Below are 24,251 nucleotides of genomic sequence, written 5' to 3' on the forward strand. Positions count from 1 at the left end.
GCGGGAGGGGGGGCCCGCAGGGCCGGGGTGGGTTTTCCCGGGAGGGGGCGGCCGAAGGCCGGGGGTGGGTTTGCAAGGGGAAGCGCCGGGACAGATTTGCTCGCGCAAGCCTGGTAGAATCATGACTCTCTGTTACTACGTCACCGGGCACGGCTTCGGCCACGCGATCCGAACGGCTCAAATTTTGAAGGCGCTGCCGCGCGATGTGGACGTGATCGTCCGCACCACGGCCGCGCCTTCGGTGTTTCGCGAAGAACTTCCCGGCCGATCCTTACGTTTTCTTCCCGCCGAGTTCGACTGCGGCAGCCTGCAAAGCGATAGCGTTACGACGCTCGCCCGGCAAACCCTCGATCATTACGCGGAGATCGAAAAACGCAACAACGCCTCGCTTGCCGACGAGGTCGCGTTTCTGAAACGAGAAGGCGTGCGTTGCGTTGTCTCCGATATCCCGTCTTTCCCCCTGCGCGCCGCTTTTGAGGCCGGCGTTCCCGGCGTCGCGATCACGAACTTTACCTGGCATGACATCTACCAGGAATATGTTGAGACGGACGCTGACCAGGCGCTGCTGGACCGAATGGGCGATGAGTATCGGACGGCGACAGTGGGGCTGATCACGCCGTTAGCGACGCCGACGGTGGAGAATGTCTTCACAAATATTGAGCACGTTCCCATCGTCGCGCGGCGTGGTCTCGATGTGGGCTCGGATCTGCGCAAAGCGCTCCGGTGCGAAACGCCGCATCTGGCGCTGCTCTACTTCGGGGTGTGGGGGCTGGACCTTGACTGGCCCGCGCTGGCGGCGTTTCGTGATTGGACGTTTTTGACTTTCGACACTCCGTCCCAATCGGTCGCCAACGTCAAAACGCTGTCGACGGACCAGTGGCGCTACGCCGACATCGCCGCGTCCGTTGATCTAGTGATCACCAAGCCCGGCTATGGAACGGTGACCGAGTGCATCGCGAACTCCGTCCCGCTGATGTACATACCGCGCCAGGGCTTTGTCGAGGCGGCGGCGCTGGAGCGGGGGATGGCGCCGTGGGGCGGGGGGATTCGGATCGAGAGCGAGGCATTTTTGAATGGGAATTGGGGCGAGGCGCTGGCGGCGGCGTTAAGCGCGCGGTTAAATTCTGAGGTTTACCGGACGGATGGCGCCGCAGTCGTTGCGGAGCGCCTGTTGGGGTTGCTGGCGTAAGCTTATCCTCTCGTTGAATCTCCATCTCCCGATATGCTATACTAACCCGTGATTTTAGATGCGCAGAGCGGCGTGAAGTACGCCATCGTCGGCCCGACCGGCATCGGTAAAACGGCGGCGGCGGTGTGTTTGGCGCCTTTGATCGACGCCGAAATCCTGTCCGCCGATTCGATGCAGGTGTACCGGCACATGGATCTGGGGACCGCCAAACCGACGCCGGACGAGCTGGCGGCGGCGCGTTTCCATTTGGTCGATGTGGCGGAGCCGGATCAGGAATGGACGCTGGCGGATTTTCAGAGCGCAGCCGAGGCGGCGCGGCAGGAAGTTCTGGGACGCGGCAAGCTGCCGCTGATCGTGGGCGGGACGGGATTGTACGTCCGCGCGATCACGAGCCAGCTGGATATTCCGACCGTGCCGCCGGATGAGGAGTTTCGGGCGGAGAAGCGCGCGTTCGCCGAAGCAAATGGGAATGAGGCGCTGCACGCGGAGCTTGCGCGGATCGATCCCACGGCGGCGGCGCGGATTCATGTGAATGATGTCAAGCGTATCGTGAGGGCTCTGGAAGTTTTTCACGTGCAGGGCGAGACCATCAGCGATCTGCATGCGCGCAATCAAGAAACGGCAAGGCACGATCCGGTCGTCATTGTCGGTATGAACTATGGAGATCGCCGCGCGCTTTACGCTCGAATCGACTCCCGCGTCGATCAAATGGTCAAAGCCGGTTTCGTCGAAGAGGTCCGCAGTCTGCTGGATCGCGGATATTCCGCCGATCTCAAGCCGATGCAGGCGCTGGGGTACCGCCATATGGCGCGGTATCTCGCGGGGGAAACCAATTTTGACGACGCCGTGTTGGAAATGAAACAAGACACGCGCCACTTTGCCCGCCGCCAGCTAATCTGGTTCCGAGGCGATGCGCGCGTGCAATGGATTGAAGTCGATGGACTGGGCGTGGACGAAATCGCCCGTCGGATAGAAGCGATCTTCAAGAACACCGTTTCGTAAAAAGGGGCCGAGTGCACTCATGAACAAGCCACAGTTGAATTTGCAGGATACATTCCTCAACCATGCGCGTAAGGAAAACGTCCCCGTCACGATCTATCTCGTCAACAGCGTCCAGCTGCGCGGCAACGTGCGTGGGTTTGATAGCTTTACCATTTTACTGGACACGCCCGGCAAGCCGCCGCAGCTTGTTTACAAGCATTCCGTGACCAGCATCGTGCCGATGCGTCCGATCCAAAACCTCTTCGCCGATCTGATGCGTGAGAACGGCGCCCAGGCGCAGTCGCACGCCCCGACCCATGCGCTGCCGGCGCCCGCGATCAACGGCCCCGCGCCGACGCCCGCGCCCGTGGAGGAAACCCCGCTTCCGCCGAAGCTGGAGCCGATTGCGTAGGGAGGGGAGCCCTCATCCCCCGGCCCCCTCTCCCAAAATTGGGAGAGGGGGAGTCAGAGTTTTTGTTTTGAGGATCGTTGATCCTTGCCTTATTCTTAACCCTCTCCTAAGATTGGGAGAGGGTGGCGCGAAGCGCCGGGTGAGGGCCTCTTAAGAAAGTAACTTATTCGATGCAGTTTACGAAGATGCATGGCATTGGCAACGACTTTATCATGGTCGATTGTCTTGGCGAAGATGGACGGGCGCTCGCGCAGCAGGCGCGCGCGCAGGCGGTGGCGCTTTGCGACCGGAAGTTTGGGATTGGCGGCGACGGCGTCATCTTAGTCCTGCCGGGCGAGACGGTTGCCTATCAAATGAGGATGCTCAATCCTGACGGCTCCGAGGCGGAGATGTGCGGCAACGGCATTCGGTGCTTTGCGAAGTTCCTCTATGACCGTGGTCATGGCAAGGATCAGGCGGAGCTGCCGGTGGAGACGGGCGCGGGGCTGCTCCATGTCGCGGTGCAGGCGGGGGCGGACGGCAAAGCCGCCACGGTGCGCGTGGATATGGGCGAGCCGGTCTTGATTCCGGCGCTGGTGCCGACGACGCTGGGCGAGGGCGAGTCGCCGGTCGTCAGCCTGCCGATCGAGGCGGCGGGGCGGACGCTGCTCGTGACGGCCGTGTCGATGGGCAATCCCCACGCCGTGATTTTTGTGGACAATGTGAAGGATTATCCGCTGGAGCAGGTCGGACCGTTTGTGGAAAGCCATGCGGCGTTCCCCAAGCGCACGAATACGGAATTTATCGAAGTGATCTCCGAGAACGAAACGAAGTTCCGGGTCTGGGAGCGCGGCGCGGCGGAGACCCTCGCGTGCGGGACCGGCGCCTGCGCGTCAGTGGTCGCGGGAGTGCTCAACGGCAAGACCGGCCGGCGCGTGCTGGTCCATCTTCCCGGCGGCGATCTGGACATTGAATGGAGCGAAGCGGATAACCATGTCTACATGACGGGGGCCGCCGCCGATGTTTTCGAGGGGAATTGGGTTGGCTGACGCCCTGCGCGTCCCGGATTGCGGCCGTTTTGCGATCGAGAGCAGGCGTTTTGCAACATGCGAAACGCCTGCTCTTTTCGCCTTGTCATACATTTCTCCCGCCACGACCGAGTCGAAGTGACGGAGCGCGCCGATCGCTCCCTGGAACGCCATGATCATTACAGGTGTATTTCTTGACCGAGACGGGGTATTGAATACTCATACCCCGAACGGATATGTTCTGAAGTCCGAAGCCCTGGTCATGCTGCCGGGCGTCGCCGAAGCCGTCAAGCGATTGAATGAAGTCGGCGTCCCGGTGCTCGTGGTTTCCAACCAGCAGGGCGTCGGCAAAGGCGTGATGACTCGAGATGATCTGGCGGGGATTGAACAGCAGATGCGTACGGAGCTCGATCGTCTTGCCGGAGCCTATATCGACCGTTATTACTACTGTACGGACCTGAAAGACGCCTGCTCGCCACGCCGGAAGCCGGAGCCGGGCATGCTTTTAGAGGCCGCCGCTGATTTTGGCCTGGATCTTGCATCTACGATCTTCATCGGCGACTCTCCCACCGACATCGCCGCTGGTTACGCGGCGAAGGTCGGCAAGACGGCCCTTGTGCTATCCGGTGGTTCTCGGTTTTATCACGACGGCATTTGGGATCCCGCGCCGGATTTTGTCTTCCCAGATCTACCCACGGCTGTTGACTGGATAATGGAGCAACGCGTATGATCATCGCCACCGCCCCTGGGCGCTGCGGTATTGTTGGAAATCCGACGGATATGTACGGCGGCAGTGTCGTTTCATGCTCCACGGCAGAGCGCGCCGCCTGTACGCTGGTGGGTGAAAAGGACAGTATTGTCATTTCGGTCGGCGGCCAATCTCAGGAGATCGTCAGCTCCAACGATCTGGCGCTTCGCGATGGGGATTATTTGAACGTCGCGCGCGCCGTTCTGATGGCGCTGGAAGTGCAGCCGGGCGTCACGCCGCCGTTCCACCTGGACGCGACCACGGACATCCCCATGCAGGCGGGCCTCGCCGGCTCGACGGCGATTCTGGCGACGATCGTCGGCGCCGTGCTCGCGCATTTGGACCTGCGCTTGAACCCCTATGAGGTCGCGGAGCTCGTCCGCAAGATCGAATACGACGTTTTGCGCTGTGTCTGCGGCTTTCAGGACCACTATATGGCGACGTTCGGCGGTCTGAACTTCATGGACTTTCGTGACAAGAACAGCGCGATGTCGCAGGACTATTCCACGCCCTACGCCACTATTGAGCCCCTCGCGCCGTATTTGACGACACTGCCGTTCGTCCTCGCCCATACCGGCGTCAAGCATCACTCCGGAACCGTGCATAAGTCGATCCGCGATCGGTGGCTGGAGGGAGAACTTGCTGTCGTCGAAGGCTATCTGGAGATCGCTCGGCTGGCGCGCACCGGCAAAAAAGCGCTGCTGGCGCACGATTGGCCGCTGCTCGCCGAGCTGATGAGCCGCAACCACGCCATCCAGCGGGATTTGGGCGGCAGCGGAGAGTCGAACGAAGCCCTGATCGCGGCGGCCCTGGGCGGCGGCGCGATCGCCGCCAAGCTCGCCGGCGCGGGTGGCGGCGGTACGATTATCGCCCTGACGTTAGACCCAGAGCGGACGCAAAAAGCCCTGCTGGACGCCGGCGCCGATAAGATCCTCATCCCAGCCCCCTCGCTCGGTCTCACCGTGGAGATACGTGTTTAACCTGACAGAGTAATTTATGACTAACGCCAATTTGATCTTCCGTCCCCGCCGGCTGCGCTCGACGCCGGCGCTTCGCTCGCTGGTCCGTGAGACGACGCTGAGCCGTCAGGACCTGGTTTATCCCCTGTTCGCGCTTGACGGCCCGGAAGGCGTCCGCCGCGAGATCGGCTCCATGCCCGGCGTCTTCCAGCTGTCCGTCGACGAACTGCGTCGTGAGGCGGAATCCGCGGCGAACGCCGGCGTGCCCGCCGTGCTGCTTTTTGGCCTTCCGGAATCCAAAGACGAACTCGCCACCACCGCCTACGCCGATAATGGCGTCGTGCAGCGCGCCGTGCGCGCCCTGAAAGCCGACAATCCCGATCTCCTTGTGATCACCGACGTTTGCCTGTGCGAATATATGTCGCACGGCCACTGCGGCATTGTTCGTGACGGCTATGTCGTCAACGACGAGTCGCTGGACCTGCTCGCCCGAACGGCGCTGTCCCATGCGGCGGCGGGCGCGGATATCGTCGCCCCCTCCGACATGATGGACGGCCGCGTCGGCGCCCTGCGCGCCGCTCTGGATTCGCAGGGGTACACGGAGACGCCGATCATGGCCTACTCCGTAAAGTACACGTCGGCGATGTACGGGCCGTTCCGCGAAGCCGCCGACAGCGCCCCCAAATTCGGCGATCGCAAGTCGTACCAGATGGACCCCGCCAATCGCCGCGAAGCCCTGCGCGAATTAGACCTCGATATCGCCGAAGGCGCGGACATGGTGATGGTCAAGCCGGCGCTCTACTTCCTGGACATCGTCCGCGAAGTGCGCAACGCCACGGACCTGCCGGTGGTCGTTTACAATGTGTCCGGGGAGTATTCGATGGTGAAGGCCGCCGCCGCGAACGGCTGGATCGACGAGAAGTCCACGGTGCTGGAGATTTTGACATCGATGAAGCGCGCGGGCGCGGATATCATTCTGACGTACCACGCGAAGGATGTGGCGGGGTGGCTGGAATAGGTTGCGAAAGCGCCGCGCGATTGGCTCCTACTGCCTCGGCAGCGTGACGCTGAATGTGCTGCCCTTGTTGTATTCGCTCTGTACCGAGACCGCGCCGCCGTGGTTTTCCACAATGTGCTTCACGATCGCCAGGCCCAGTCCCGTGCCGCCGGAGGCGCGGCTGCGGGCCTTGTCGGCGCGGTAGAAGCGCTCGAAGAGGCGCGGGATGTCGTCTTTGAGGATGCCGATGCCGGTGTCGGTGACGTGGATCGTCAGCGTTTCGGAGGTTTCCGTGGCGTAGAGACGCACGGAGCCGCCGCGCGGGGTGTAGCTGATGGCGTTGTCCAGAAGGTTCACGACAACCTGCGCCATTTCGTCGTGATCGGCTTCCGCGATGAGCGGGGGGCGCACCTCGTTGACAATCGCCACTCCCGCCTTGTCCGCCTGCGACGCCAGGCGTCCGCACACATCTCCCACCAAAATCGCCATGTCCTGCGGCTCGCGGGTGACGCCTTTGGCTTCGACGCGCGAGAGATCGAGCAGGTCGGAGGAAAGGCGCACCAGCCGATCCGATTCGCGGATGATCGTTTCCAGGAAGCGCTCGGCCACGGCTTCGTCGGTGCGCGCGCCGTCCAGCAGCGTCTCCGCCATCGCTTTGATCGACGTCAGCGGCGTGCGCAGCTCATGGGAAACGTTGGCGACGAAATCCCGCCGCACGCGCTCCAGGCGGCGCAGTTCGGTGAGGTCGCGCATCACGATCAGAAATTCGTTGCTGGGGACCGGGACAATACGGGCGTGCAGGCTGCGCTGCACGGTCTGGGTCAGCGTGATCTCCGCCTCCACCACGACCTTGCGCTCTCTGGATTTGCGGAAAAGATCGTCCAGCTCACGGCTTAACGTGTAGCCGAACAGCATTTCCGAGAGGGGCTCGGAGCGCTGCGCGTCGGACTGGGCGGATTTCGAGAAGAGGCGCGTGGCGGCGGGGTTTTTCAGGAGGATGCTGGAGGAGCCGTCGACGAGCAGGATCGCGTCGTCCGTACTCTCCATGACCGCCTGCCAGCGCGCGGATTCATCGATCTGTCGCGCGGCGTCGATCGCCTGCGCGGCTTTCGATGGATCGGCGTCGCCGGGGAGACGCCGGGGCTGCAGCCATTGCGAGATTGGAAATGGATGAGCCTTGCGCATCGGTGACTATCCTTGGAATTTGTAGCCGACTCCGCGAACCGTCAGCAGCATTTCCGGACGGGCGGGGGTGCGCTCCAGCTTTTCGCGCAGCCAGCGGATATGCACATCCACGGTGCGGTCGTCCACGTAGCAATCTTCGCCCCAAACGCGGGCCAGCAGGGTTTGGCGGTCAAAGACGCGGCCGCGGTTCATCGCCATCAGAGTGAGCAGGTCGAATTCTTTGCGGGAGAGGGGAATCGGCGCGCCGTCTCGCTTGACTTCGCGGCGGTCGCTGTTGATCTGGATCGAGGATTGCTCCCAATCGAATTGCAGGACTTCGTCCACGGGCTTGAGGATATCGGCGGCGGGCTCGGTGTTGGCGCGCCGCAGATGGGCGTGGACCCGGGCCATCAGTTCGCGCATTCGGAAGGGTTTGACGACGTAATCGTCGGCGCCGGCTTCGAATCCGCGCAGACAGTCGGTTTCGGCGGCGCGGGCGGTGAGCAGAATCACCGGGATCGTGGATCCATCGCGGTGCAGGCGCTGGCAGATATCCAGGCCGCTCCCCGACGGGAGCATCACATCCAGAACGATCAAGTCCGGCTGCTCGGAAGCGATCCGCGCGAGACATTCATCGGCGTCGAACGCCGTGACGACCGCGAAGCCTTCTTTGGAAAGATTATAGGAGATGGCGTCGACGATCGGGGCTTCATCATCAACGACCAGAATTTTTTGCATAGGTGTGTTCCTCGGGCCGAGAGCGTCCTGTCTTCTGACGACATTCTTCTTGAGTCGACGGGAGAGCGGGGAAAGTATACCGCACCCCGGCGCAATTGTCCAGCCATATTGACAGTCATTCAGTTCAATGCTACAATAATCCAGAAATGGATAAGATTTTATGGACACAAAAACAAAGGATACGGGGAAAACAAAGGATGCTATCAAGCAGCTCCAGGCCGAAATGCGCGCGCTCCAGGCGGCGCTGACCGCATCGCGAGAAGCGCCGACCGCCGCCGCGCCGGAGCCGGCCGCGCGGCGCGAGAAAGGCGACGGCGTGGTGGCCTACTCGGTGTCGTACCGGACGCCGGGCGAAGGCGAAACCAAGGTGAAAAACGTTTCGGAATCGGTCACATCGGCGCAGATCGCGCGCGTTTCCGACGAGCGCGTGGCGACGATCGGCGATGCGGTCTCGTCGGCGCCGAAAGTCAGCCTGCTGCGCGCTCTGCTGGGCAAGGAAGGCGAAAGCGCCGCCGTGCTGGGTGAGATCGCCAGTCTGAGCACGGGCAGTCTCTATCACCATCTGCGCGATCTGATGCACGCCGGCCTGATCAATCAAACGGCGCGCAACCGGTATGCGCTCACGGACCATGGAAACCGGGTGCTGCTCGTGCTGCTGGCGCTCGCCGTCGCGCCTTAGGAGCCTTATGGCAAGCCAATACCTGCTGGAAGCCGACTGGGCGGGGGATGACCTGCCGTGCCTGACAATCGCGCCGGAGCCGTTCGGCTCGGAGCTGCCGCCCGTGCTGCTGCTGCATGGGCTGGGCGGGCGCAAAGAGAACCAGCTGATGGCGGGATATTCGTTCGCCCGCGCCGGATTTCGCGGCGTCGCGTTCGATCTGGCGATGCATGGCGAACGGGAGCGCGCCGAGGACCGGGAGCGCTTGCTTCAGGGCGACTACGCCGCCGCCATGTTTGAGATCGTCGCGCAGAGCGTGCGGGATGTCTCCCGTGTGATCGATTGGCTCGGCGTTGATTCCATCGCGCTGCACGCCGTCTCGCTGGGCGGAATTGTCGCCTTCGCCGCCATGCTCGGCGAGCCGCGCATCTCCACAGCCTCCATCGCGATGGGCACGCCCGACTGGCTCGGAATGCTGGAGCCGCACGGCGTGATCGAAGGGCATCCCTTGTATCCGCTGGCGTCATCGCTGAGTCCGCTGGAGCTCGCGCACAAGATCCCGCCGTCCGCGCTGCTCATGCTGCATGGGGATGAAGACGACGTGATCCCCATCAGCGGCGTGCGGAAATTGCAGAGCCGCCTGCAAGAGAGTTATCGTGAGACGCCGGAACGGCTGGATTTGGTCGTCTACCGCGAGCACGGACACAAATACACGGACGATATGCTGAAGCGCAGCATCGCCTGGACGCAGAAGTTTCATTAAATGCAAGATCTGGCCGGCGCATGGTTACTCGCGGCCCGCAAGCACGACGCGTGGCGGATCAATCGGTACCTCTGGCTGTGCCTGCTCTTTGTCGGCGGCTCGCTGGGAGTTCAGTATCGCCACTACACGCCGGCGGTGCGCTCGGATCTGGTGTGCGTGTTTATCTGCGCGGTGGTCTGTGTCGGGCTGCGATCTTATTGCGGCTATCGCAGCAAGGCGGGGACGACGGGGCAATGGGGGTGGGCGTTCACCTGCGTGGATATCATCCTGATTGCTATTGTGGTGCGGCTGACCGGCGGCCTGCATTCCGATCTCTGGCTGATTTATTTTTTACTGCTGGTGACGGAGACGCTGAGCGATTCCGTCAAGGCCGAACTGCTGCTGACGTGTTTGGTGGGGGTGGGGTATACCTGGGCGGTGTGGCCGCTCACGGCGCCGCTTTCCTTCACCACGCATCTGTTCTTCTTGTTTGTGACGGGAGCGGTGGCGCGCCGTCTGCACGGCGGGGCCGAGGCGCGGGCGCGGCAGGTGTCGCGGCTGCGCGAGGAGCTCAGCCTGGAGCGCGAAAAGGGCAGGGTGGCGCGGGAGATCCATGACGGCGTTGGGCGCGAGATCGTCAATGCGATTTTAGGGCTGGAAGTGGCGAAGCGCGTGGCCGAGAAAGACCCCGCCTCGGCGGGGCCGATGATCGGGGAGAATATCGGCCTGCTCCGGTCGGCGATGGAGGATACGCGCCAGCTGATCTTTGAGACGAACCCATGGACGCTGGAGGCGGGGGACGGCGCGGGCTTCTGCGGCCGGTTATCGACTTATGCGCGCCGTTTCGCCGACCGGACCGGCGTTCAGGTGCATGTGGAGTGCGATACGGTCGCGGACCAACTGGCGCCCAGATCGCAGTTTTTGATGCTTCGCATCATTCAGGAGGCGCTCAATAACGCCGCGAAGCACGCAAACGCCTCCAGTGTGGTAATATCTCTCGCGTTGAACGGTTCGACACTGACGGCGCGCGTCGCGGACGACGGCGTTGGGTTCGATACATCGAACAGCGAGGCGTCCGGAATGGGCCTGCAATCCATGCGGGACAGAGCGCGGGACCTGGGCGGCGTGATTCGTATCGCCAGCGAGGTTTCCAGCGGCACGACTGTCACGCTCTCCGTGCCGATCGCATAGCGCGTGATTTCCAGAATGGGAGCGGCTTCATGTCCAGACCGATTCGCCTGCTGATCGCGGAAGATGAACGTCTCACGCGGGAGAACCTGGCGAGGCTTCTCGCGCTGGAAGACGATATTGAAATTGTTGGGACCGCCGCCGACGGCGAGGAGGCGGTAGGGCTGGTGCGCCAGCGCCAGCCGCATGTGCTGCTGACCGATATTCAGATGCCGCGCCGGACGGGCGTCGAGGTCATTCAAGCGCTGAAGCCCGAGCTGCCGGATCTGGGGATCGTCGTCCTGACGATCTATCACGACGACGCGCATGTCTTCGCCGCCGTGAAAGCGGGCGCGATGGGATACGTGCTCAAGGACGGGCCGCTGGATGATACGCTGGCGGCGATCCGAGCCGTCGCGCGGGGCGAGGCGCTGCTCCACCCGTCCATCGCGGCGCGCGTCCTGTCCGAGTTCAATCGGATCCGAACCGCGCCGGAGCCCGACAGCCGGTTCACCGAGCTGACCGAACGCGAGCTGGAAGTTTTAAAAACGCTTGCGACCGGGAAACGCAATAAAGAGATCGCCGATTCGCTATTCATCGCGGAAAAGACGGTCAAAAACCATGTCAGCGCCATACTCTGGAAGCTGCAAGTCAACACCCGCGCGGAAGCGGCGCTGCTCGCGGCCCGGCAAGGCTTCGCTTAATCTTACTTCCATAATTTGGGGGAACCGCCGGGTAAAGAGCCGTGTTATGTAAGAGTAGGACATACGGTCAGGGCCGTATGTGAAATTGTCCCGATCAGATGATCAGAAAGAGTGAGAAGAATGAGTTCCGCCGCCGCCGTCACTACGGCTGATTTCGACAAAGAAGTACTGCAGTCCGAGGTTCCCGTCCTGGTGGACTTCTGGGCCGTTTGGTGTGGTCCGTGCCGCGCGATCGCTCCCGCCGTGGACGCCGTCGCGGCTGAGTACGAGGGCAAAGCGAAGGTTCTGAAGCTCAATGTGGACGACAGCCCCGACATTGCCGGACGCTACGGCGTCCAGAGCATCCCGACGCTGATCATCTTCAAGGGTGGCCAGAAGGTTGGCGAGCTCGTCGGCGGCCAGAACACCAAGCAGACGATTGGCGCTGCACTGTCGCAGCACATCTAAGCAGTTCTCAGGATCGAACGTCAAACAAAACCCGGCCGGATGCGATTGCGTCCGGCCGGGTTTTGTTGATGAGTAAGATTTTGAAAGACGGACAAAAATAGCGAAGGGGAGGACTGTTGTCCTCCCCTTCGCTATTCGCTTGGAATTACCAGCGGTCGCTGCTTCCGCCGCCGTAGCCGCCGCCACCGCCGCGGTTGCCGCCACCGCCGCCGTAGCCGCCGCCACCACCGTAGCCGCCGCCACCGCCGCGATTGCCGCCGCCGTAACCACCGCCACCGCGGTTGCCGCCACCGCCGCCGCCACGATCTTCGCGCGGTCGCGACTCGTTGACGACAAGAGCGCGCCCATCGACGCTGCGGCCGTTGATGGCCGCAATCGCCTGCTGCGCTTCATCTTCGGACGCCATTTCGACGAAGCCGAAGCCGCGGGACTGACCGGTGTATCGGTCGGTAACGACCTGCGCGCTGGAGACGTTACCCGCCTCGGCGAAAAGGTCGTTGAGCTGCTGATCGGTCATGCCGTAGCTCAAATTGCCAACGTAAAGTTTGGTTGCCATTCTACAATGGCTCCTTTCGGTGTTTACAACACTCCGCGCGGGCGGAGTAGTCTGCGGACAGGCCTTTCTTCATCGTCTCAACACGATAGCCTACATTTCGGAGGTCTCGGACTCGTCGGAAACACCGAAGGAACCGGAGCGTCACGGAACTGGCAGTGAACAGATCGCGAAAAAGAAGGCAATCGGGACAATCCCCGATATCTCGCCTATTATACCACGGCGCCTCCGGCAGGTCAATTAGAAATTTTTGGCCTATTTTGCTTCGGGGATTGTACGAAATCGTACGTAAATTTTCGCGTAATAACCAGACAACGGTAGTATTTTCCAGAAAGGGCGTGGTATACTATCGCCGCTGCCAAACTTTCCCCGGTTTACAGATGGGGAATACACCGGCGGCCCCGCAAGGACTTTGAAAAATAGCATCGGTAATTTCTCTTCCGGCTCTTGACAAATAACCTGCAAATCTCGTATAATACAACCCGTGTTTCGCCCTGCTGACAGTGCCGAAGTAGCTCAGTTGGTAGAGCAGCTGTTTTGTAAACAGCGGGTCGCGGGTTCGAGTCCTGTCTTCGGCCCCATTGAGAACGCGCTCGATTTTGCGAAAGCAAAGTGGAGTAAGCTGGGCGAGACATTTTAGCCAAAACTGCATATGGGTCGATGTCCGAGTGGCTAAAGGAGGCGGTCTGTAAAATCGTCGGCGCAAGCCTACACAAGTTCGAATCTTGTTCGGCCCACCAGCACACGCCACGCCGTTTCAGAGTCTCAACTGATATCCCGGCGTGGCTCTTTGCCCACGTAGCTCAGTGGTAGAGCACTTCTTTGGTAAAGAAGAGGTCAAGGGTCCGATTCCCTTCGTGGGCCCCAGATAACATTTCGCATTATTCAGCCGCTGCCTGATGGCAAGCGGCGTTTCACATCCGGAGGCGCCTCTCAAAGCGACCGTTCTTGGATGGAAACCTTCAGAGAGGAAGCACACGCAACATGGCGAAGGCAAAGTTTGACCGCAGCAAGCCCCACGTAAATATCGGGACCATCGGTCATGTCGACCACGGCAAGACGTCCCTGACCGCGGCTATCACTAATGTTCTGGCCAAGACCGGCGGAGCGATCGCGAAGGCGTATGACCAGATCGACGCCGCTCCCGAAGAGAAGGCTCGCGGTATTACCATTAACACCGCGCACGTCGAGTACGAGACCACCGCGCGTCACTACGCGCACGTCGACTGCCCGGGACACGCCGACTACATCAAGAACATGATCACCGGCGCCGCGCAGATGGACGGAGCGATCCTGGTCGTCTCCGCCGCCGACGGCCCAATGCCCCAGACCCGCGAGCACATCCTGCTTGCCCGTCAGGTCGGCGTTCCTTCGATCGTCGTCTTCCTGAACAAGGCGGACATGGTCGACGACGCGGAGCTGATCGAACTGGTTGAGATGGAAGTGCGCGAGCTTCTGAGCAAGTACGACTTCCCTGGCGACGACACCCCGATCATCGTCGGTTCGGCGGTCAAGGCGCTGGAAGGCGATCAGTCGGAGATCGGCGAGCCCGCCGTCCTGAAGCTGATGGCGGCGGTGGACGCGTTCATCCCGACGCCGGAGCGCGACGTGGACAAGCCGTTCCTGATGCCGGTTGAGGACACGATGACGATCACGGGCCGCGGTACGGTTGCGACCGGTCGCGTCGAGCGCGGCGTTCTGAAGGCGGGCGAGCCTTTGGAGATCGTCGGCATCCGGGAGACGACCAAGAACACGGTCGCGACGTCGATGGAAATGTTCCGCAAGATCCTGGACACGGTTCAGGCGGGCGACAACGCGGGCATCCTGCTTCGCGGTGTTGAGCGCAAGGACATCGAGCGTGGTCAGGTCCTGGCGAAGCCGGGTTCGATCAAGCCGCACACGAAGTTCACGGGCGAGGTCTATATCCTGAGCAAGGACGAAGGCGGCCGCCACACGCCGTTCTTCAAGGGCTATCGTCCTCAGTTCTACTTCCGCACCACGGACGTGACGGGCAGCCTGGAGCTTCCGGACGGCGTGGAGATGGTTATGCCGGGCGATAACGTCTCGATCACGGGCACTCTGATCGCCCCGATCGCGATGGAGGAAGGCCTGCGCTTCGCGATCCGCGAAGGCGGTCACACCGTCGGCGCCGGCGTCGTCAGCAAGATCATTGAATAGTCCGTACGGACGATGACGGTCGGCGGCGGGGAGCCCCTCAAAAGGCTCCCCGCGCCGCTAGGATACTGTTATGGCAAACGAAGCACGAGTGATAGTCAACTTGGCGTGTACGGAGTGCAAAGAGCGCACCTACGCCACCACGAAGAACAAGCGCAAGCATCCTGAGCGCCTGGAACTGAATAAGTTCTGCCCCCGCTGCCGCGCCCACAAGCTTCATCGCGAAGCGAAATAGTCGAGTTCGGCCTGTTCGCCCTTGGCGCATAGGCCCCTCTCTTCTCACAATTTGATTGTTTTGGGGGTATGGCTCAGTTGGTAGAGCGTTGGTCTCCAAAACCGAAGGTCCCGGGTTCGAGTCCTGGTGCCCCCGCCACAAGAAAATCCGGTCACGCATTTGCGTGACCGGATTTTTGTCTTTGTGGCGCGCGGACGCTGGGGCGGTCATCCCCACGTACGTCCGTTCGGAAGGAATATCCGGCGAGCGGGGGGAATCTCTTCTCCATGATAAGGAAGTCTGCCTGCATGTCGCTCACGGCTTTGAGCGCTCTTGTGTTGATGGTGAGCTCCGCGGGATGCCGCCGCCACCGGTCCGTCAATCTGGAGGACGGCGCGGCCGTGCGGATCATCAACGCGGTGTCGGGGTCGGAGGAGCTGACGCTGTCGGTGAACGATCGGGACGCCTGGCATGGGAACCGTTTCCGGAGCACATCCGGATACCGGGGAACGGAGCCGGGCAATTACTCCATCTCCATGGCGACCAACGCCGCTCAGGCCGGGACAAGCTCCAGCGTTCCGATTCGATTGGAAAAGGGCGGCGTGTATACGGTCGTTGCGGTCGATCCCAAGCACGACGGCGATCCGCTCCGCACGCTGATCTGGAAAGAGGATCGCGGGACTCCGGTCCCGCAGGATCAGGCGCGCGTGCTGTTTGTCCACGCCGGTCCGGATCTCGGCCCGCTGGCGTTTCTCGTCAACAACATCGTCGCCGCCGACGCCACGCGCTTCGCGCACAAGAGCGACCCGATGCTGCTGAACGCGGGAACATATTCCTTCAAAGTCATCGCCGCCGAGAGCGACGATGTGCGCCCCGTGATCGGCCCCGTTGATGTCCGTCTCGAGGGCGGTCGCTCGTACACGATCATCGCGATGGGGCGAAAATCTACCAATTCGCTGGCTCTAGAAGCTTACAGCGACCGCTTCTAAAACTCAAACGCCCCCGCGCCCACTAGGGGCCGGGGGCGTTTGAATTTTGAATTACTTACCGCGTTCGATCCAGTCGCACACGCGGCGGTAGGCCGTGGTGAGATAGTCGGACATCAGCTCCTCGCGGCGGCCGTTATAGTAGTACTTGACGCACTCGCCCAGCGGCTCTTCCGGGTTGCCGATCGCGTAGGTGGCGATCTCGCGCGGCAGAACCAGTTTGCGGTTGTTGTTTTGATCGATTGCGACGAAGTCCGCCTTGAAGATCTTGTCCGTGTCCTTGAAGTTTTCGTTCCAGGTCATCGTGACATCGTAGCTGCGGCCGTCGATGCAGTGATAGCTGCTCTTCTTTTCCATATCTCTCCCGTCACCTCGTTGTTTTAAAATATCAAAATTGCAATATTAATGTTTGCGTGTTTTGAGCATCACTAGAATGCAGGGGCCGCCCGCGACGGCTGTCGCGTTGGCCTCTTCGCACAGCGCGATCGCCTTCGGAGATTCCGCGCCGGGCTGCATCCAGATCTTGCCAATTCCGCGCGCCAGGGCTTCCGCCACGCCCGCTTCGGTCACTGGGGGAGGCGTGATGAACACCGCGACTTCCGCGTCCGCCGGCGCCTCGGAGAGGCTGGGGTAGCAGGGAACTCCGTCGATGTCCGCAGCGTTAGGATTGATAGGATACACGCTTTTGCCGTCGTTTTTCAGCGCATGAAAGACCATGCTGCCGTACTTCTCGGGATTGCGTGAGGCTCCGGCCACCGCGAACGTGTGCGACGTCAGAATGCTGTCGATTTCTTCGATGGTGTTCATAAGGATGCTCGGCGATTTATGGCATTATGTTAGCCTTTTTGGAGGCCGATTGTCAAGGCGCGCAACTGTGAGGCGGGTTTGACTTCGCTCGGGCTCGTATGCTATACTGATTGGCGTAAACGCCCGGGTGGTGAAATGGCAGACACAGGGGACTTAAAATCCCCCGGGGCAACCCGTGCGGGTTCGAGTCCCGCCCTGGGCACCATCGTGTTTTCGACTACGGCGCCGGCGGACATTGAATGTTTCCGGCGCCGATTTTCCGTGCGGACATAAGGATACGAAAATGGCGCAGTATGATGTCGATGTGATTGTGATTGGCGGCGGCCCCGGCGGATACCCCGCCGCGATTAAGGCCGCGCAGCTGGGCGGGAAGGTCGTTTGTATCGATTTCGATAAGGCGGGCGGCACCTGTCTGAACTGGGGATGTATCCCGACGAAGACGATCATCGGCTCCGTCGCCGCGCTGGATCAGGCCAAGCATGCGGCCGACTTCGGCCTGACCCTCGGCGAGGTCGGCTACGACTTCGGCAAAGTCATGGCGCGCAAGGATAAAGTCGTCACCACGCTCGTGGGCGGCGTCGAGTTTCTGCTGAAAAAGAACAAGGTCCGATTTATCGGCGGCAAGGGCAAGCTGCTGGACGCGCATACGGTCGAAGTGACGGCGCACGACGGTACGGTGGAGAAGATCACCACGGCGTCGATCATTCTCGCCACGGGCAGCGTTCCCGCCGCTCTGCCGATCCCCGGCCTGGACCAGGGCGGCGCCGACTCGGATGTCTTTATCGATAACCGGGAAGCGCGCAAGCGCCGCGGCGAAGGCAAGCTGGGCGGCACTGCGGTCTGGACCAGCAACGAAGCCGTTTCGGCGACCGAGCTTCCGAAGCGTCTGGCGGTCATGGGCAGCGGCGCCGTCGGAACCGAGTTCGCTTACGCGTATCGCGGTCTGGGCGCGGAAGTTACGCTGATCGAGCTGATGCCGACCATTCTGCCGACCATCGACCCGGAGATCTCGGGCGAATTGCACAAACTGCTGACGAAGTCCGGCATCAAGGTCATGACCAGCACCAAGGTCGTGGCGGTGGATGTCGCAGGCCGCAAGCTGAAGTATATCAGCGAAAAGGACGGCGACGGCGAGCTGGAGTTCGATAAGCTGCTGGTGGCCGTGGGCCGCGCGCCCTACACCAACGGTCTGGGCCTGGAGAACGCCGGTATCGCGATGGACCGCCGCAAGATCATCTCGGATTCGTTCCTGCGCACCAACGTTCCGAACATCTACGCGATCGGCGACGCCGCCGGCGGCGGCCTCGCGCACGTCGCGACCCGCGAAGGTGAAGTCGCGGCTGAGAACGCGATGGGACACAATGTCGAGATGGACCGCCGCGCCATCCCCGCCTGCGTCTACACGGAGCCGGAGATCGCCGTGACGGGCCTCACCGAGAAGGAAGCGCGCGAACAGGGCTACGACGTCAAGGTCGGTAAGTTCACCTTCAAGGCGCTCGGCAAGGCGATGGCGATCAACGAGAACGTCGGTCTGGTCAAGATCGTCACCGACGCCAAGTACGGCGAGATCCTCGGCGCGCACATCGTCGGCCCGCACGCCACGGACCTGATCCACGAAGTCTGCGTGTCGATCAAGCTGGAATCGACGATTGAAGAACTGATGCACACCATCCACGGCCACCCGACGCTGTCGGAAGCGGTCATGGAAGCGGCCCAGGACGTCAAGGGCGAAAGCGTCCACAAGTAAGTACGTTTGGGCATTCACGAAAAACGCCGATCCTCGCTATGGGGATCGGCGTTTTTTTCTCTATGCAAACCCAACCCGGCCTTCGGGTGCTCCCGGGCAAACCCACCCCCGGCCTTCGGCCGACCCCTCCCGGGCAAACCCACCCCGGCCCTTGGCCGACCCCTCCCGGGCAAACCCACCCCGGCCCTTCGGGCCACCCCTCCCGCCGACGGGAAGGGTTATTTCAGAGTGTGTTATCGCAGGCAGCTTCTGTAAGAGGCAATCCTACCAACCCTTCCCGTCGCGGGAGGGGTGGCGCGAAGCGCCGGGGTGGGTTTGCCACGGAGGGGGCGCCCAAAGGCCGGGGGTAGGTCACCCGGGAACGGTCGCGCGAAGGCCGAGGGGCACCAAAGGGCGTCGGTAGGAACGGTGCGCCGCGCTTACGACGGCGCGGTTACCGGCGGTGTGTTGGGAACGGGCGTCGCGGCTGGCGGGGGCGCTTTCGGGGCGGTTTCCGGCAGGAGCTGAAGCCGCAGGTCTCGGCAGATATCGCCGAGCTGCCGCAGTTCCGCCTGCGTCATCAATCGGCTCGTCTTGCTCGCCTGCGCGGTCTGCACCAGGAACTTGTTCAGCGCGGCCTTGAGGTTTTGCTGCTCGGGCGAGGGCTTGTCCGGGTAGCGCAGTACAAGCCAATCGCGCATGCCGCGCAGGTCGGCTGAGATTTCGGAGAGCGGGGGAAGCAGGTCCGGCATCTGCTGCTGCGCGGCGATCTCCGCCAGTCCCGAAATCAGCCCTTCCGCATACCAGACTTTGCCGGCGGCTGAGACACTGGGCGAAGCGATCCACTTTTTGATCGCGGGATCTTCCGACAATCCCGACAGCCGTTCAAACTCATTGAGCGACGCCAGCGCCTGCCCGGCGTCTGGACTTTGCAGCGCGACGTCGCGCGCTTCCCCCGACATCACCAGAGGCTTGCTGAGGCGCTCCACGGCGCTCGCAATCGTCGCGGTCGCCTTCGGGGTCGCGTGGAGGTTTCGCATCGTCGTGAGGGCGTCTGTGAAGCTTTCTTTCGACATCTCCCGGTTGCGCTCGGCGACCGGCAGCAGATTTCCCAATTCCTGCATCGCCTTCGTCTTATCCTTGATCTTCGAAATCGCGGTCGCCTTCTTGGCAAGCTCGGCGTACGAAAACGCCGCCTTCGCCAGCGAGTAGCCAAACGCAAAATATTGGCGCTCCGAGTTCGTCACCGACAGCGGCGGCGCCGGCGCGGCGTCCGGCGGCGTGACCGGCAAGGGCGTCGGCGTCCCGGGCGGAACGATGGGAGCAGGGGCGTTCTTGGGATCGGTCGTCGGATTGGCGGGAACCGCCGGCGTGATCTGCGCGGAAAGGGGGTGTGAAGCGGCCAGCAGGCAGAGCATAGCCAGCGACGGGGCAATTTTCATGCCCCAGTTTAGCAAAAGGGGATGTGGGATGTCAAGCGGAGCCCTCACCCTCGTTCCCTCTCCTCCGGGAGAGGGAACGAGGGTGAGGGACTCCTACGCCGCCACCTTCAGCGTCTTTACCGCCTGCGCGTCGTACTTGGGTTTGTAATCCGGGCATTTGTAGCTCTTGGAGTACTCCTTCGGATTCTCCGCCTCCGCCACATAGATCTGCGCGCTGGTGACGCCGCACTTTTCGGCGGCGCGGTCGTAGTTGCCGCAGTCGTAGCAGCGGCGCAGGATGGACCAGCAGACGGAGCAGCGCTGGCTGCCGACGAGTTCGACGCGGCCGCACAGGGGGCAGTGAATATAGGTCTCCTGGAAGCCGAAATCCTTGGACTTGAGCGCGAGACGGACTTTGCGGTTGAACTCGTCCAGACCGCGCTGGAGCTCGGCGCAGGTGGCGAGCATCTGGTTCATCTGCACGGCGGAAAGGTATTCTATCACGCGCTCGTCGAGCAGGTCGTTGAGCTGTGTGCCGATCTTGTCGATCGCCTTCATATGCTGCTCGGCGGTCTGCGGCTTGTACGGCTTCGCTTTCTCGGCGCGGACGCCCATGGTTTTGAGCAACTGATCGGTGATCTGGATCGGGACGCGCAGGAACGCCTCGCGCTTTTCGGGGTACTTGTTGATCGCGTCGATCACTTTCTCCGTATCGCCGAGGTTGAGCTTTTCGGTTTTGATCTTCTCGACAAGGCGCTTCTGAGTCGCGGGATCGTGGTTCAGGGCCGCCATTGCCCGGGCGTGGCCTTCGGAGAGGACGACCTGTCCGGGGATCGCGCGCATCGCCAGCTCGTTTTGTACGAAGAGGGGAAGCTCCAGAAGCTCCAGAGATCGGCGCAGAGTCGTCTCGGAGACGCCCAGCGTCTTGCCGCACTTTTCCCACGACATAAACGTCAGCAGGCCCTGAATGGCGCGCGCTTTTTCGATTGGGTTCAGGTCCTCGCGCTGGAAGTTCTCCAGCAGGGCGTCGGCCTGGGCGTCCTCGTCGCTCATCTCCTTGATAACGGCGGGAATGGTCGCCATTCCCGCCAGCCGCGAGGCGCGGTAGCGGCGTTCGCCCATCACGATCTGGAACTTGTCCGATCCATCCGGCCCTTTGAACGGGCGGACGACAATCGGCTCCAGCACGCCGCGCTCTTTGATGGAGGCGGCGAGCTCTTCCAGGCTCTCTTGATAAAAGGACTTCCGCGGCTGTCCCTCGTTGGTAAGGATCTGATCCAGCGGAACATTCTGAACGTTAGTCATCGTGAGGGCTCTCCGGGCCTAGCAATCAATACTTTTGCGCCGCGTGTTATCTGCGGTTCGCCTGCTTTGATTGTCGGCGGAATGAGCCGGATTCTCAATCCTGGTAACGTTACCGATTCCCCATTAATGTTTGGATGCGAACGCCTGGGCGACGATGGCGCGGCAGACAGGCCCGGCGGCGCTGCGCCCGTGGCCGCCGTTTTCGATCACGCAGGAGAATGCGAGGGATGGGCGGTCGGCCGGGGCCGAGCCGATGAACCAGGAATGCGTCTGTTTGTCGCCCTGATCGTTCTGCGCGCTGCCGGTCTTGCCGGCGACGCTCACGGGAAGGCCGTCGAACACGCCGCGCGCGGTGCCGCCGGTGACGACGCCCGCGAGCATCCCCTGAAGCTGAGCGGCCTGATCGACCGTAACCACGGTCGTCGCGCTCTGCGAGCTTGGCGATGTGGTGTGGAAGAACGTCGCCGGGATATGAATCCCGCCGTTCGCAACGGTCTGCGCCACTTCCGCCATCTCCGTCGGCGTCGTCCGCACCGTCCCTTGACCGTAAGAGCAGTCCGGCAGGTCTTCGCCCAGCGCCTTGAGTTTCGGGAAGTAAGCAAGGCCGAAGCCCTCGGTCGCCGTCTTCTCCAGTGCTTCCGGGCCCACGAGCAGGCCGAGGCGCGCGAAGTAGATATTGCAGGAGACGGCGAGCGCCTTCGCCATATCGGTTGAGCCGTGCGCGGAGAACTCTGCGTCGTCGGTGATACGCCGCCGCGAGTATCGCACGCCGTCATAGCGCCATTTGACGTTGTACTCCGTGTGTGGGCAGTTGACGATGGTGTTTTGCAGCCCTTGCTGGAACGCCGCCGAGGCCGTCACGACTTTGAATGTCGATCCCGGAGGGTAGAGGCCGCGCACCGAACGGTCGAGCAGCGTTGAGCGTTTGTCTTTATCCGCCAGCAGATCCGCCATGCCGTCGCCGGTGATCGTCGCGGGGTCGAACGTTGGCGAACTCACGGCGGCGAGCACCTCGCCCGTCGCGACATCTATCGCGACCGCCGCCCCCCGGTCCTTGGATTGTCCGGTGCGCCGGTCGCGTACCGAGTGGGCGCTGTCGATCAGCGCCTTGGACGCCGCCTGCTGGAGATCGAGATCGATCGAGAGGCGGATGTCTTCTCCCTTCATCTGTGACGCGCCCGGCAGATAACGCAGTCGGTAGGGCGTGAGCAGATCGGCGTAAGTCGCATAGCCGCGCAGTTCGGTATTGCGCCCGAGGGCGTTGGTCGAGCTGTGGTCGCCTTCGACGGCGTAGAGTAAGTGCGCGCAGGCGGGGCCGCCGGGGTAAAGCCGCATGCGTCCGTCGGGATTGAGCAGGCCCGTTGCCTGAGAATACTGGCCGGGCTTGGCGCTTACGGCCAGCACGCGGCCATTGCGGTCGAAGATCGTTCCGCGCGGGATCGCGTCGGCGTAGTTTTTCAGGCGTGGGTTAATATGATCGCGCGTCACCAGATCGCGGTCCGGCGTTCGGATCGCGCGGCCAGCGATCGCCGTGTCGGCGATCCCCTGGATGTAGAACAAACGGAACACGCCGACGCCGATCAGCAGATACGCCGCCATGCCGACCGTCACCAGCCGCGCCGAGCGCACCCAGGCGCTTGAGGCGACGTCCGTAACATCCGGGGGCAGCGTCTTCGCCGAAAGATGCAGCAGCAGACCGATCGAGAAGAAGTTGACGACCAGAGAAGATGTGCCAAAGGACACAAAAGGCAGTGTGATGCCGGTGAGCGGCAGCAATCCCGTGACGCCGCCGACGATGATCATTGTCTGGAGCGTCAAAAGCGTGGTGAGGCCCGCCGCCAAGAGCCGGTCAAAGTGCGTGACGGCGTGCATCGCGATTCGAAAGCCGCGTACGCAGATTAATACGTAAACGATCAGGATGCAGAGCGCGCCGATCAGTCCCATCTCCTCGCCGATGGAAGCGAAGATGAGATCGGAGCCGCCGCGCGGGATCATCCCCGGATTGCCCATCCCAAGCCCGCTGCCGAAGACGCCGCCTGTCGCCATGCCCCAGAGCCCCTGGCCCAGTTGTGCGCCCTTGGCGTCCGTATTCACCCAGGGGTTAAGCCACATCGTTACGCGCGTCGCGAAGAACCCGAGGTGGATGTGGTATCCGACGAAGCCCGCGACCAGAAGCAGAGCGCCGCCGATGAGGGGGTAGATCTTACGCTGCGTCGCAAGGTAAACAATCGTCAGGAAGGTTCCGAAGAGCAGCACAGCCGGCCCGAGGTCCTTCATCGCGACGAACAGCAGCAGCACGCTGGCGTAGATAATCGCGAGCGGCCCGAAATCCTGTACGCGGGGCAGGGGAGCGATGGGGCTGTCCAGCGCGTCGGGCCGCTGCGTCAGGTACGACACGACAAATAAGACCAGCAAGACCTTGATGACTTCGACCGGTTCAAATCCGAACAGCTCCAGGTGAACTCCCCCCGGTCCTGAGCCGACCAGGATTTGCAGCACCATCAGCACGATCGCCGCCACGGCGTAGACATATTGATAGCGTCGCAGGATAATTCGGGAAAATGGCTTGAGGATCGGGACCGCCAGCGCGATCATTCCGTAAAGCGCGACGCCGCGCACTTGCCCCAGAAAAGAGAATGTATCGCGAAAGGGATCTTTCACGGTATAAACCATCATCAGACCAACGCCGCAGAGCAGTTCGATCAAGGGCAGCAGGAACGGGTCGGCGCTGGGAGCCATTTTGCGCAAGTAGACGTGCGCCAGGAAAAAGGCAAAGAAAAAGAAAGCGATCCCGCGCCAGTATTCGCTGGAGACATCGGACTTGCCGCGCACGACCAGCTGGTCGTCGTCGAGGACGATATTCGTCCCGCGAAACAGCTTGAGATGGCGCATCTGCGATGTCGAGCCGAAGGCGTGTCCACGCAGCTTTTGCCGGGCGTCCACGACTTGCTGCGCGATGGCCGCCGGCAGGTTCAGGGCGCGGGCAAGCTGCTGGGCCGTCGCCTGATTGACATTGACCACATTGGCGGGAACGGGCGTCGTGAGCAGCTTGCTGCTGAAGAGTAAAAGAAAGCCAAGGGCGAGCACTGCCGACATCGGCAGCAGGAGGGCGAGCTCCAATCCTCGGCGTGAAAATTTTTGATGCATGGGC

Annotated in this window: 23 protein-coding genes, 5 tRNA genes and 1 pseudogene; 21 read left to right on the forward strand and 8 right to left on the reverse strand. The window is 62.1% G+C overall.

Annotation, left to right across the window (positions count from 1 at the left end):
- Window positions 1-121: 121 nt before the first annotated feature.
- From D5261_RS19230 to hemB, 7 genes and pseudogenes are all read left to right on the forward strand, one after another.
- Entirely contained in the window at window positions 122-1,189 is a 1,068-nt protein-coding gene (locus tag D5261_RS19230; protein ID WP_119323200.1) for a glycosyltransferase family protein, read from the forward strand.
- A gap of 48 nt (window positions 1,190-1,237) precedes the next feature.
- Complete coding sequence (miaA, locus tag D5261_RS19235) at window positions 1,238-2,191, forward strand: tRNA (adenosine(37)-N6)-dimethylallyltransferase MiaA (RefSeq protein ID WP_119323199.1); 954 nt, start codon at window positions 1,238-1,240, stop codon at window positions 2,189-2,191.
- A gap of 19 nt (window positions 2,192-2,210) precedes the next feature.
- A pseudogene (hfq, locus tag D5261_RS19240) lies at window positions 2,211-2,438 on the forward strand (RNA chaperone Hfq); the annotation flags it as partial.
- Between the two features lie 314 nt (window positions 2,439-2,752).
- Window positions 2,753-3,610 carry a diaminopimelate epimerase gene (dapF, locus tag D5261_RS19245; RefSeq protein WP_119323197.1) on the forward strand — a complete coding sequence of 286 codons (858 nt, stop codon included), beginning with the start codon at window positions 2,753-2,755 and terminating at the stop codon, window positions 3,608-3,610.
- A 151-nt stretch (window positions 3,611-3,761) separates the two neighbouring features.
- On the forward strand, window positions 3,762-4,319 hold the full coding sequence (locus D5261_RS19250) for a D-glycero-alpha-D-manno-heptose-1,7-bisphosphate 7-phosphatase (RefSeq protein WP_119323196.1): 558 nt from the start codon (window positions 3,762-3,764) through the stop codon (window positions 4,317-4,319).
- Window positions 4,316-5,317, forward strand: a complete 1,002-nt coding sequence (locus D5261_RS19255; RefSeq protein WP_119323195.1) for a GHMP family kinase ATP-binding protein — start codon at window positions 4,316-4,318, stop codon at window positions 5,315-5,317. The genes D5261_RS19250 and D5261_RS19255 overlap by 4 nt, the downstream gene beginning before the upstream one ends.
- A gap of 16 nt (window positions 5,318-5,333) precedes the next feature.
- Window positions 5,334-6,314 (forward strand): porphobilinogen synthase, encoded by a 981-nt coding sequence (hemB, locus tag D5261_RS19260; protein WP_119323194.1) that lies wholly within the window; start codon window positions 5,334-5,336, stop codon window positions 6,312-6,314.
- 27 nt (window positions 6,315-6,341) lie between these two features.
- Here hemB and D5261_RS19265 read toward each other — a convergent pair whose 3' ends face one another.
- A complete protein-coding gene (locus D5261_RS19265; RefSeq protein ID WP_119323193.1) occupies window positions 6,342-7,478 on the reverse strand; it encodes a sensor histidine kinase in 1,137 nt (378 codons plus the stop codon).
- A gap of 6 nt (window positions 7,479-7,484) precedes the next feature.
- Complete coding sequence (locus D5261_RS19270) at window positions 7,485-8,195, reverse strand: response regulator (RefSeq protein ID WP_119323192.1); 711 nt, start codon at window positions 8,193-8,195, stop codon at window positions 7,485-7,487.
- Between the two features lie 160 nt (window positions 8,196-8,355).
- Between D5261_RS19270 and D5261_RS19275 the strand changes: the two genes are divergently transcribed.
- From D5261_RS19275 to trxA, 5 genes are all read left to right on the forward strand, one after another.
- Window positions 8,356-8,874 (forward strand): helix-turn-helix domain-containing protein, encoded by a 519-nt coding sequence (locus D5261_RS19275; RefSeq protein ID WP_119323191.1) that lies wholly within the window; start codon window positions 8,356-8,358, stop codon window positions 8,872-8,874.
- Window positions 8,875-8,881: 7 nt separating this feature from the next.
- On the forward strand, window positions 8,882-9,616 hold the full coding sequence (locus D5261_RS19280) for an alpha/beta hydrolase family protein (protein ID WP_165864427.1): 735 nt from the start codon (window positions 8,882-8,884) through the stop codon (window positions 9,614-9,616).
- Entirely contained in the window at window positions 9,617-10,786 is a 1,170-nt protein-coding gene (locus tag D5261_RS19285) for a sensor histidine kinase (RefSeq protein ID WP_119323189.1), read from the forward strand.
- 29 nt (window positions 10,787-10,815) lie between these two features.
- Complete coding sequence (locus D5261_RS19290) at window positions 10,816-11,466, forward strand: response regulator transcription factor (protein ID WP_119323188.1); 651 nt, start codon at window positions 10,816-10,818, stop codon at window positions 11,464-11,466.
- Window positions 11,467-11,586: 120 nt separating this feature from the next.
- Window positions 11,587-11,913: a thioredoxin gene (gene trxA / locus D5261_RS19295; RefSeq protein ID WP_119323187.1), complete on the forward strand. Its 327-nt coding sequence runs from the start codon at window positions 11,587-11,589 to the stop codon at window positions 11,911-11,913.
- Between the two features lie 145 nt (window positions 11,914-12,058).
- Here trxA and rbp read toward each other — a convergent pair whose 3' ends face one another.
- A complete protein-coding gene (gene rbp / locus D5261_RS19300; protein ID WP_119323186.1) occupies window positions 12,059-12,469 on the reverse strand; it encodes an RNA-binding regulator in 411 nt (136 codons plus the stop codon).
- Window positions 12,470-12,971: 502 nt separating this feature from the next.
- Between rbp and D5261_RS19305 the strand changes: the two genes are divergently transcribed.
- From D5261_RS19305 to D5261_RS19335, 7 genes are all read left to right on the forward strand, one after another.
- Window positions 12,972-13,047: transfer RNA gene (locus D5261_RS19305), tRNA-Thr, on the forward strand.
- 73 nt (window positions 13,048-13,120) lie between these two features.
- Window positions 13,121-13,206 (forward strand) — tRNA-Tyr (locus tag D5261_RS19310).
- A gap of 52 nt (window positions 13,207-13,258) precedes the next feature.
- Window positions 13,259-13,333 (forward strand) — tRNA-Thr (locus tag D5261_RS19315).
- Between the two features lie 117 nt (window positions 13,334-13,450).
- On the forward strand, window positions 13,451-14,644 hold the full coding sequence (gene tuf / locus D5261_RS19320) for an elongation factor Tu (RefSeq protein WP_119322401.1): 1,194 nt from the start codon (window positions 13,451-13,453) through the stop codon (window positions 14,642-14,644).
- 70 nt (window positions 14,645-14,714) lie between these two features.
- Window positions 14,715-14,876, forward strand: coding sequence for a 50S ribosomal protein L33 (gene rpmG / locus D5261_RS19325; protein WP_119325145.1), 162 nt, complete (start codon window positions 14,715-14,717; stop codon window positions 14,874-14,876).
- A gap of 62 nt (window positions 14,877-14,938) precedes the next feature.
- Window positions 14,939-15,014, forward strand: a tRNA-Trp gene (locus D5261_RS19330).
- Between the two features lie 149 nt (window positions 15,015-15,163).
- Window positions 15,164-15,844, forward strand: a complete 681-nt coding sequence (locus D5261_RS19335) for a DUF4397 domain-containing protein (protein ID WP_165864685.1) — start codon at window positions 15,164-15,166, stop codon at window positions 15,842-15,844.
- A gap of 51 nt (window positions 15,845-15,895) precedes the next feature.
- Here D5261_RS19335 and D5261_RS19340 read toward each other — a convergent pair whose 3' ends face one another.
- Both D5261_RS19340 and D5261_RS19345 read right to left on the reverse strand, forming a co-directional pair.
- On the reverse strand, window positions 15,896-16,198 hold the full coding sequence (locus D5261_RS19340) for a hypothetical protein (RefSeq protein WP_119325147.1): 303 nt from the start codon (window positions 16,196-16,198) through the stop codon (window positions 15,896-15,898).
- 45 nt (window positions 16,199-16,243) lie between these two features.
- On the reverse strand, window positions 16,244-16,648 hold the full coding sequence (locus D5261_RS19345; protein ID WP_218025795.1) for a CoA-binding protein: 405 nt from the start codon (window positions 16,646-16,648) through the stop codon (window positions 16,244-16,246).
- Between the two features lie 121 nt (window positions 16,649-16,769).
- Between D5261_RS19345 and D5261_RS19350 the strand changes: the two genes are divergently transcribed.
- Together D5261_RS19350 and lpdA are read left to right on the forward strand one after the other, a co-directional pair.
- A tRNA-Leu gene (locus D5261_RS19350) sits at window positions 16,770-16,853 on the forward strand.
- Window positions 16,854-16,931: 78 nt separating this feature from the next.
- On the forward strand, window positions 16,932-18,395 hold the full coding sequence (gene lpdA / locus D5261_RS19355) for a dihydrolipoyl dehydrogenase (RefSeq protein WP_125206409.1): 1,464 nt from the start codon (window positions 16,932-16,934) through the stop codon (window positions 18,393-18,395).
- Between the two features lie 419 nt (window positions 18,396-18,814).
- Here the strand turns inward: lpdA and D5261_RS19360 are convergent, their stop codons facing one another.
- The 3 genes from D5261_RS19360 to D5261_RS19370 all read right to left on the reverse strand — a co-directional run bounded on the left by D5261_RS19360 (window position 18,815) and on the right by D5261_RS19370 (window position 24,247).
- Window positions 18,815-19,816 carry a hypothetical protein gene (locus D5261_RS19360; RefSeq protein ID WP_125206411.1) on the reverse strand — a complete coding sequence of 334 codons (1,002 nt, stop codon included), beginning with the start codon at window positions 19,814-19,816 and terminating at the stop codon, window positions 18,815-18,817.
- A 93-nt stretch (window positions 19,817-19,909) separates the two neighbouring features.
- Window positions 19,910-21,100, reverse strand: coding sequence for a ParB/RepB/Spo0J family partition protein (locus tag D5261_RS19365; protein WP_119325152.1), 1,191 nt, complete (start codon window positions 21,098-21,100; stop codon window positions 19,910-19,912).
- Window positions 21,101-21,223: 123 nt separating this feature from the next.
- A complete protein-coding gene (locus D5261_RS19370; RefSeq protein WP_119325153.1) occupies window positions 21,224-24,247 on the reverse strand; it encodes an FtsW/RodA/SpoVE family cell cycle protein in 3,024 nt (1,007 codons plus the stop codon).
- Between the last annotated feature and the right edge of the window lie 4 nt (window positions 24,248-24,251).

It is taken from the genome of Capsulimonas corticalis (assembly GCF_003574315.2).
Lineage (GTDB): Bacteria > Armatimonadota > Armatimonadia > Armatimonadales > Capsulimonadaceae > Capsulimonas > Capsulimonas corticalis.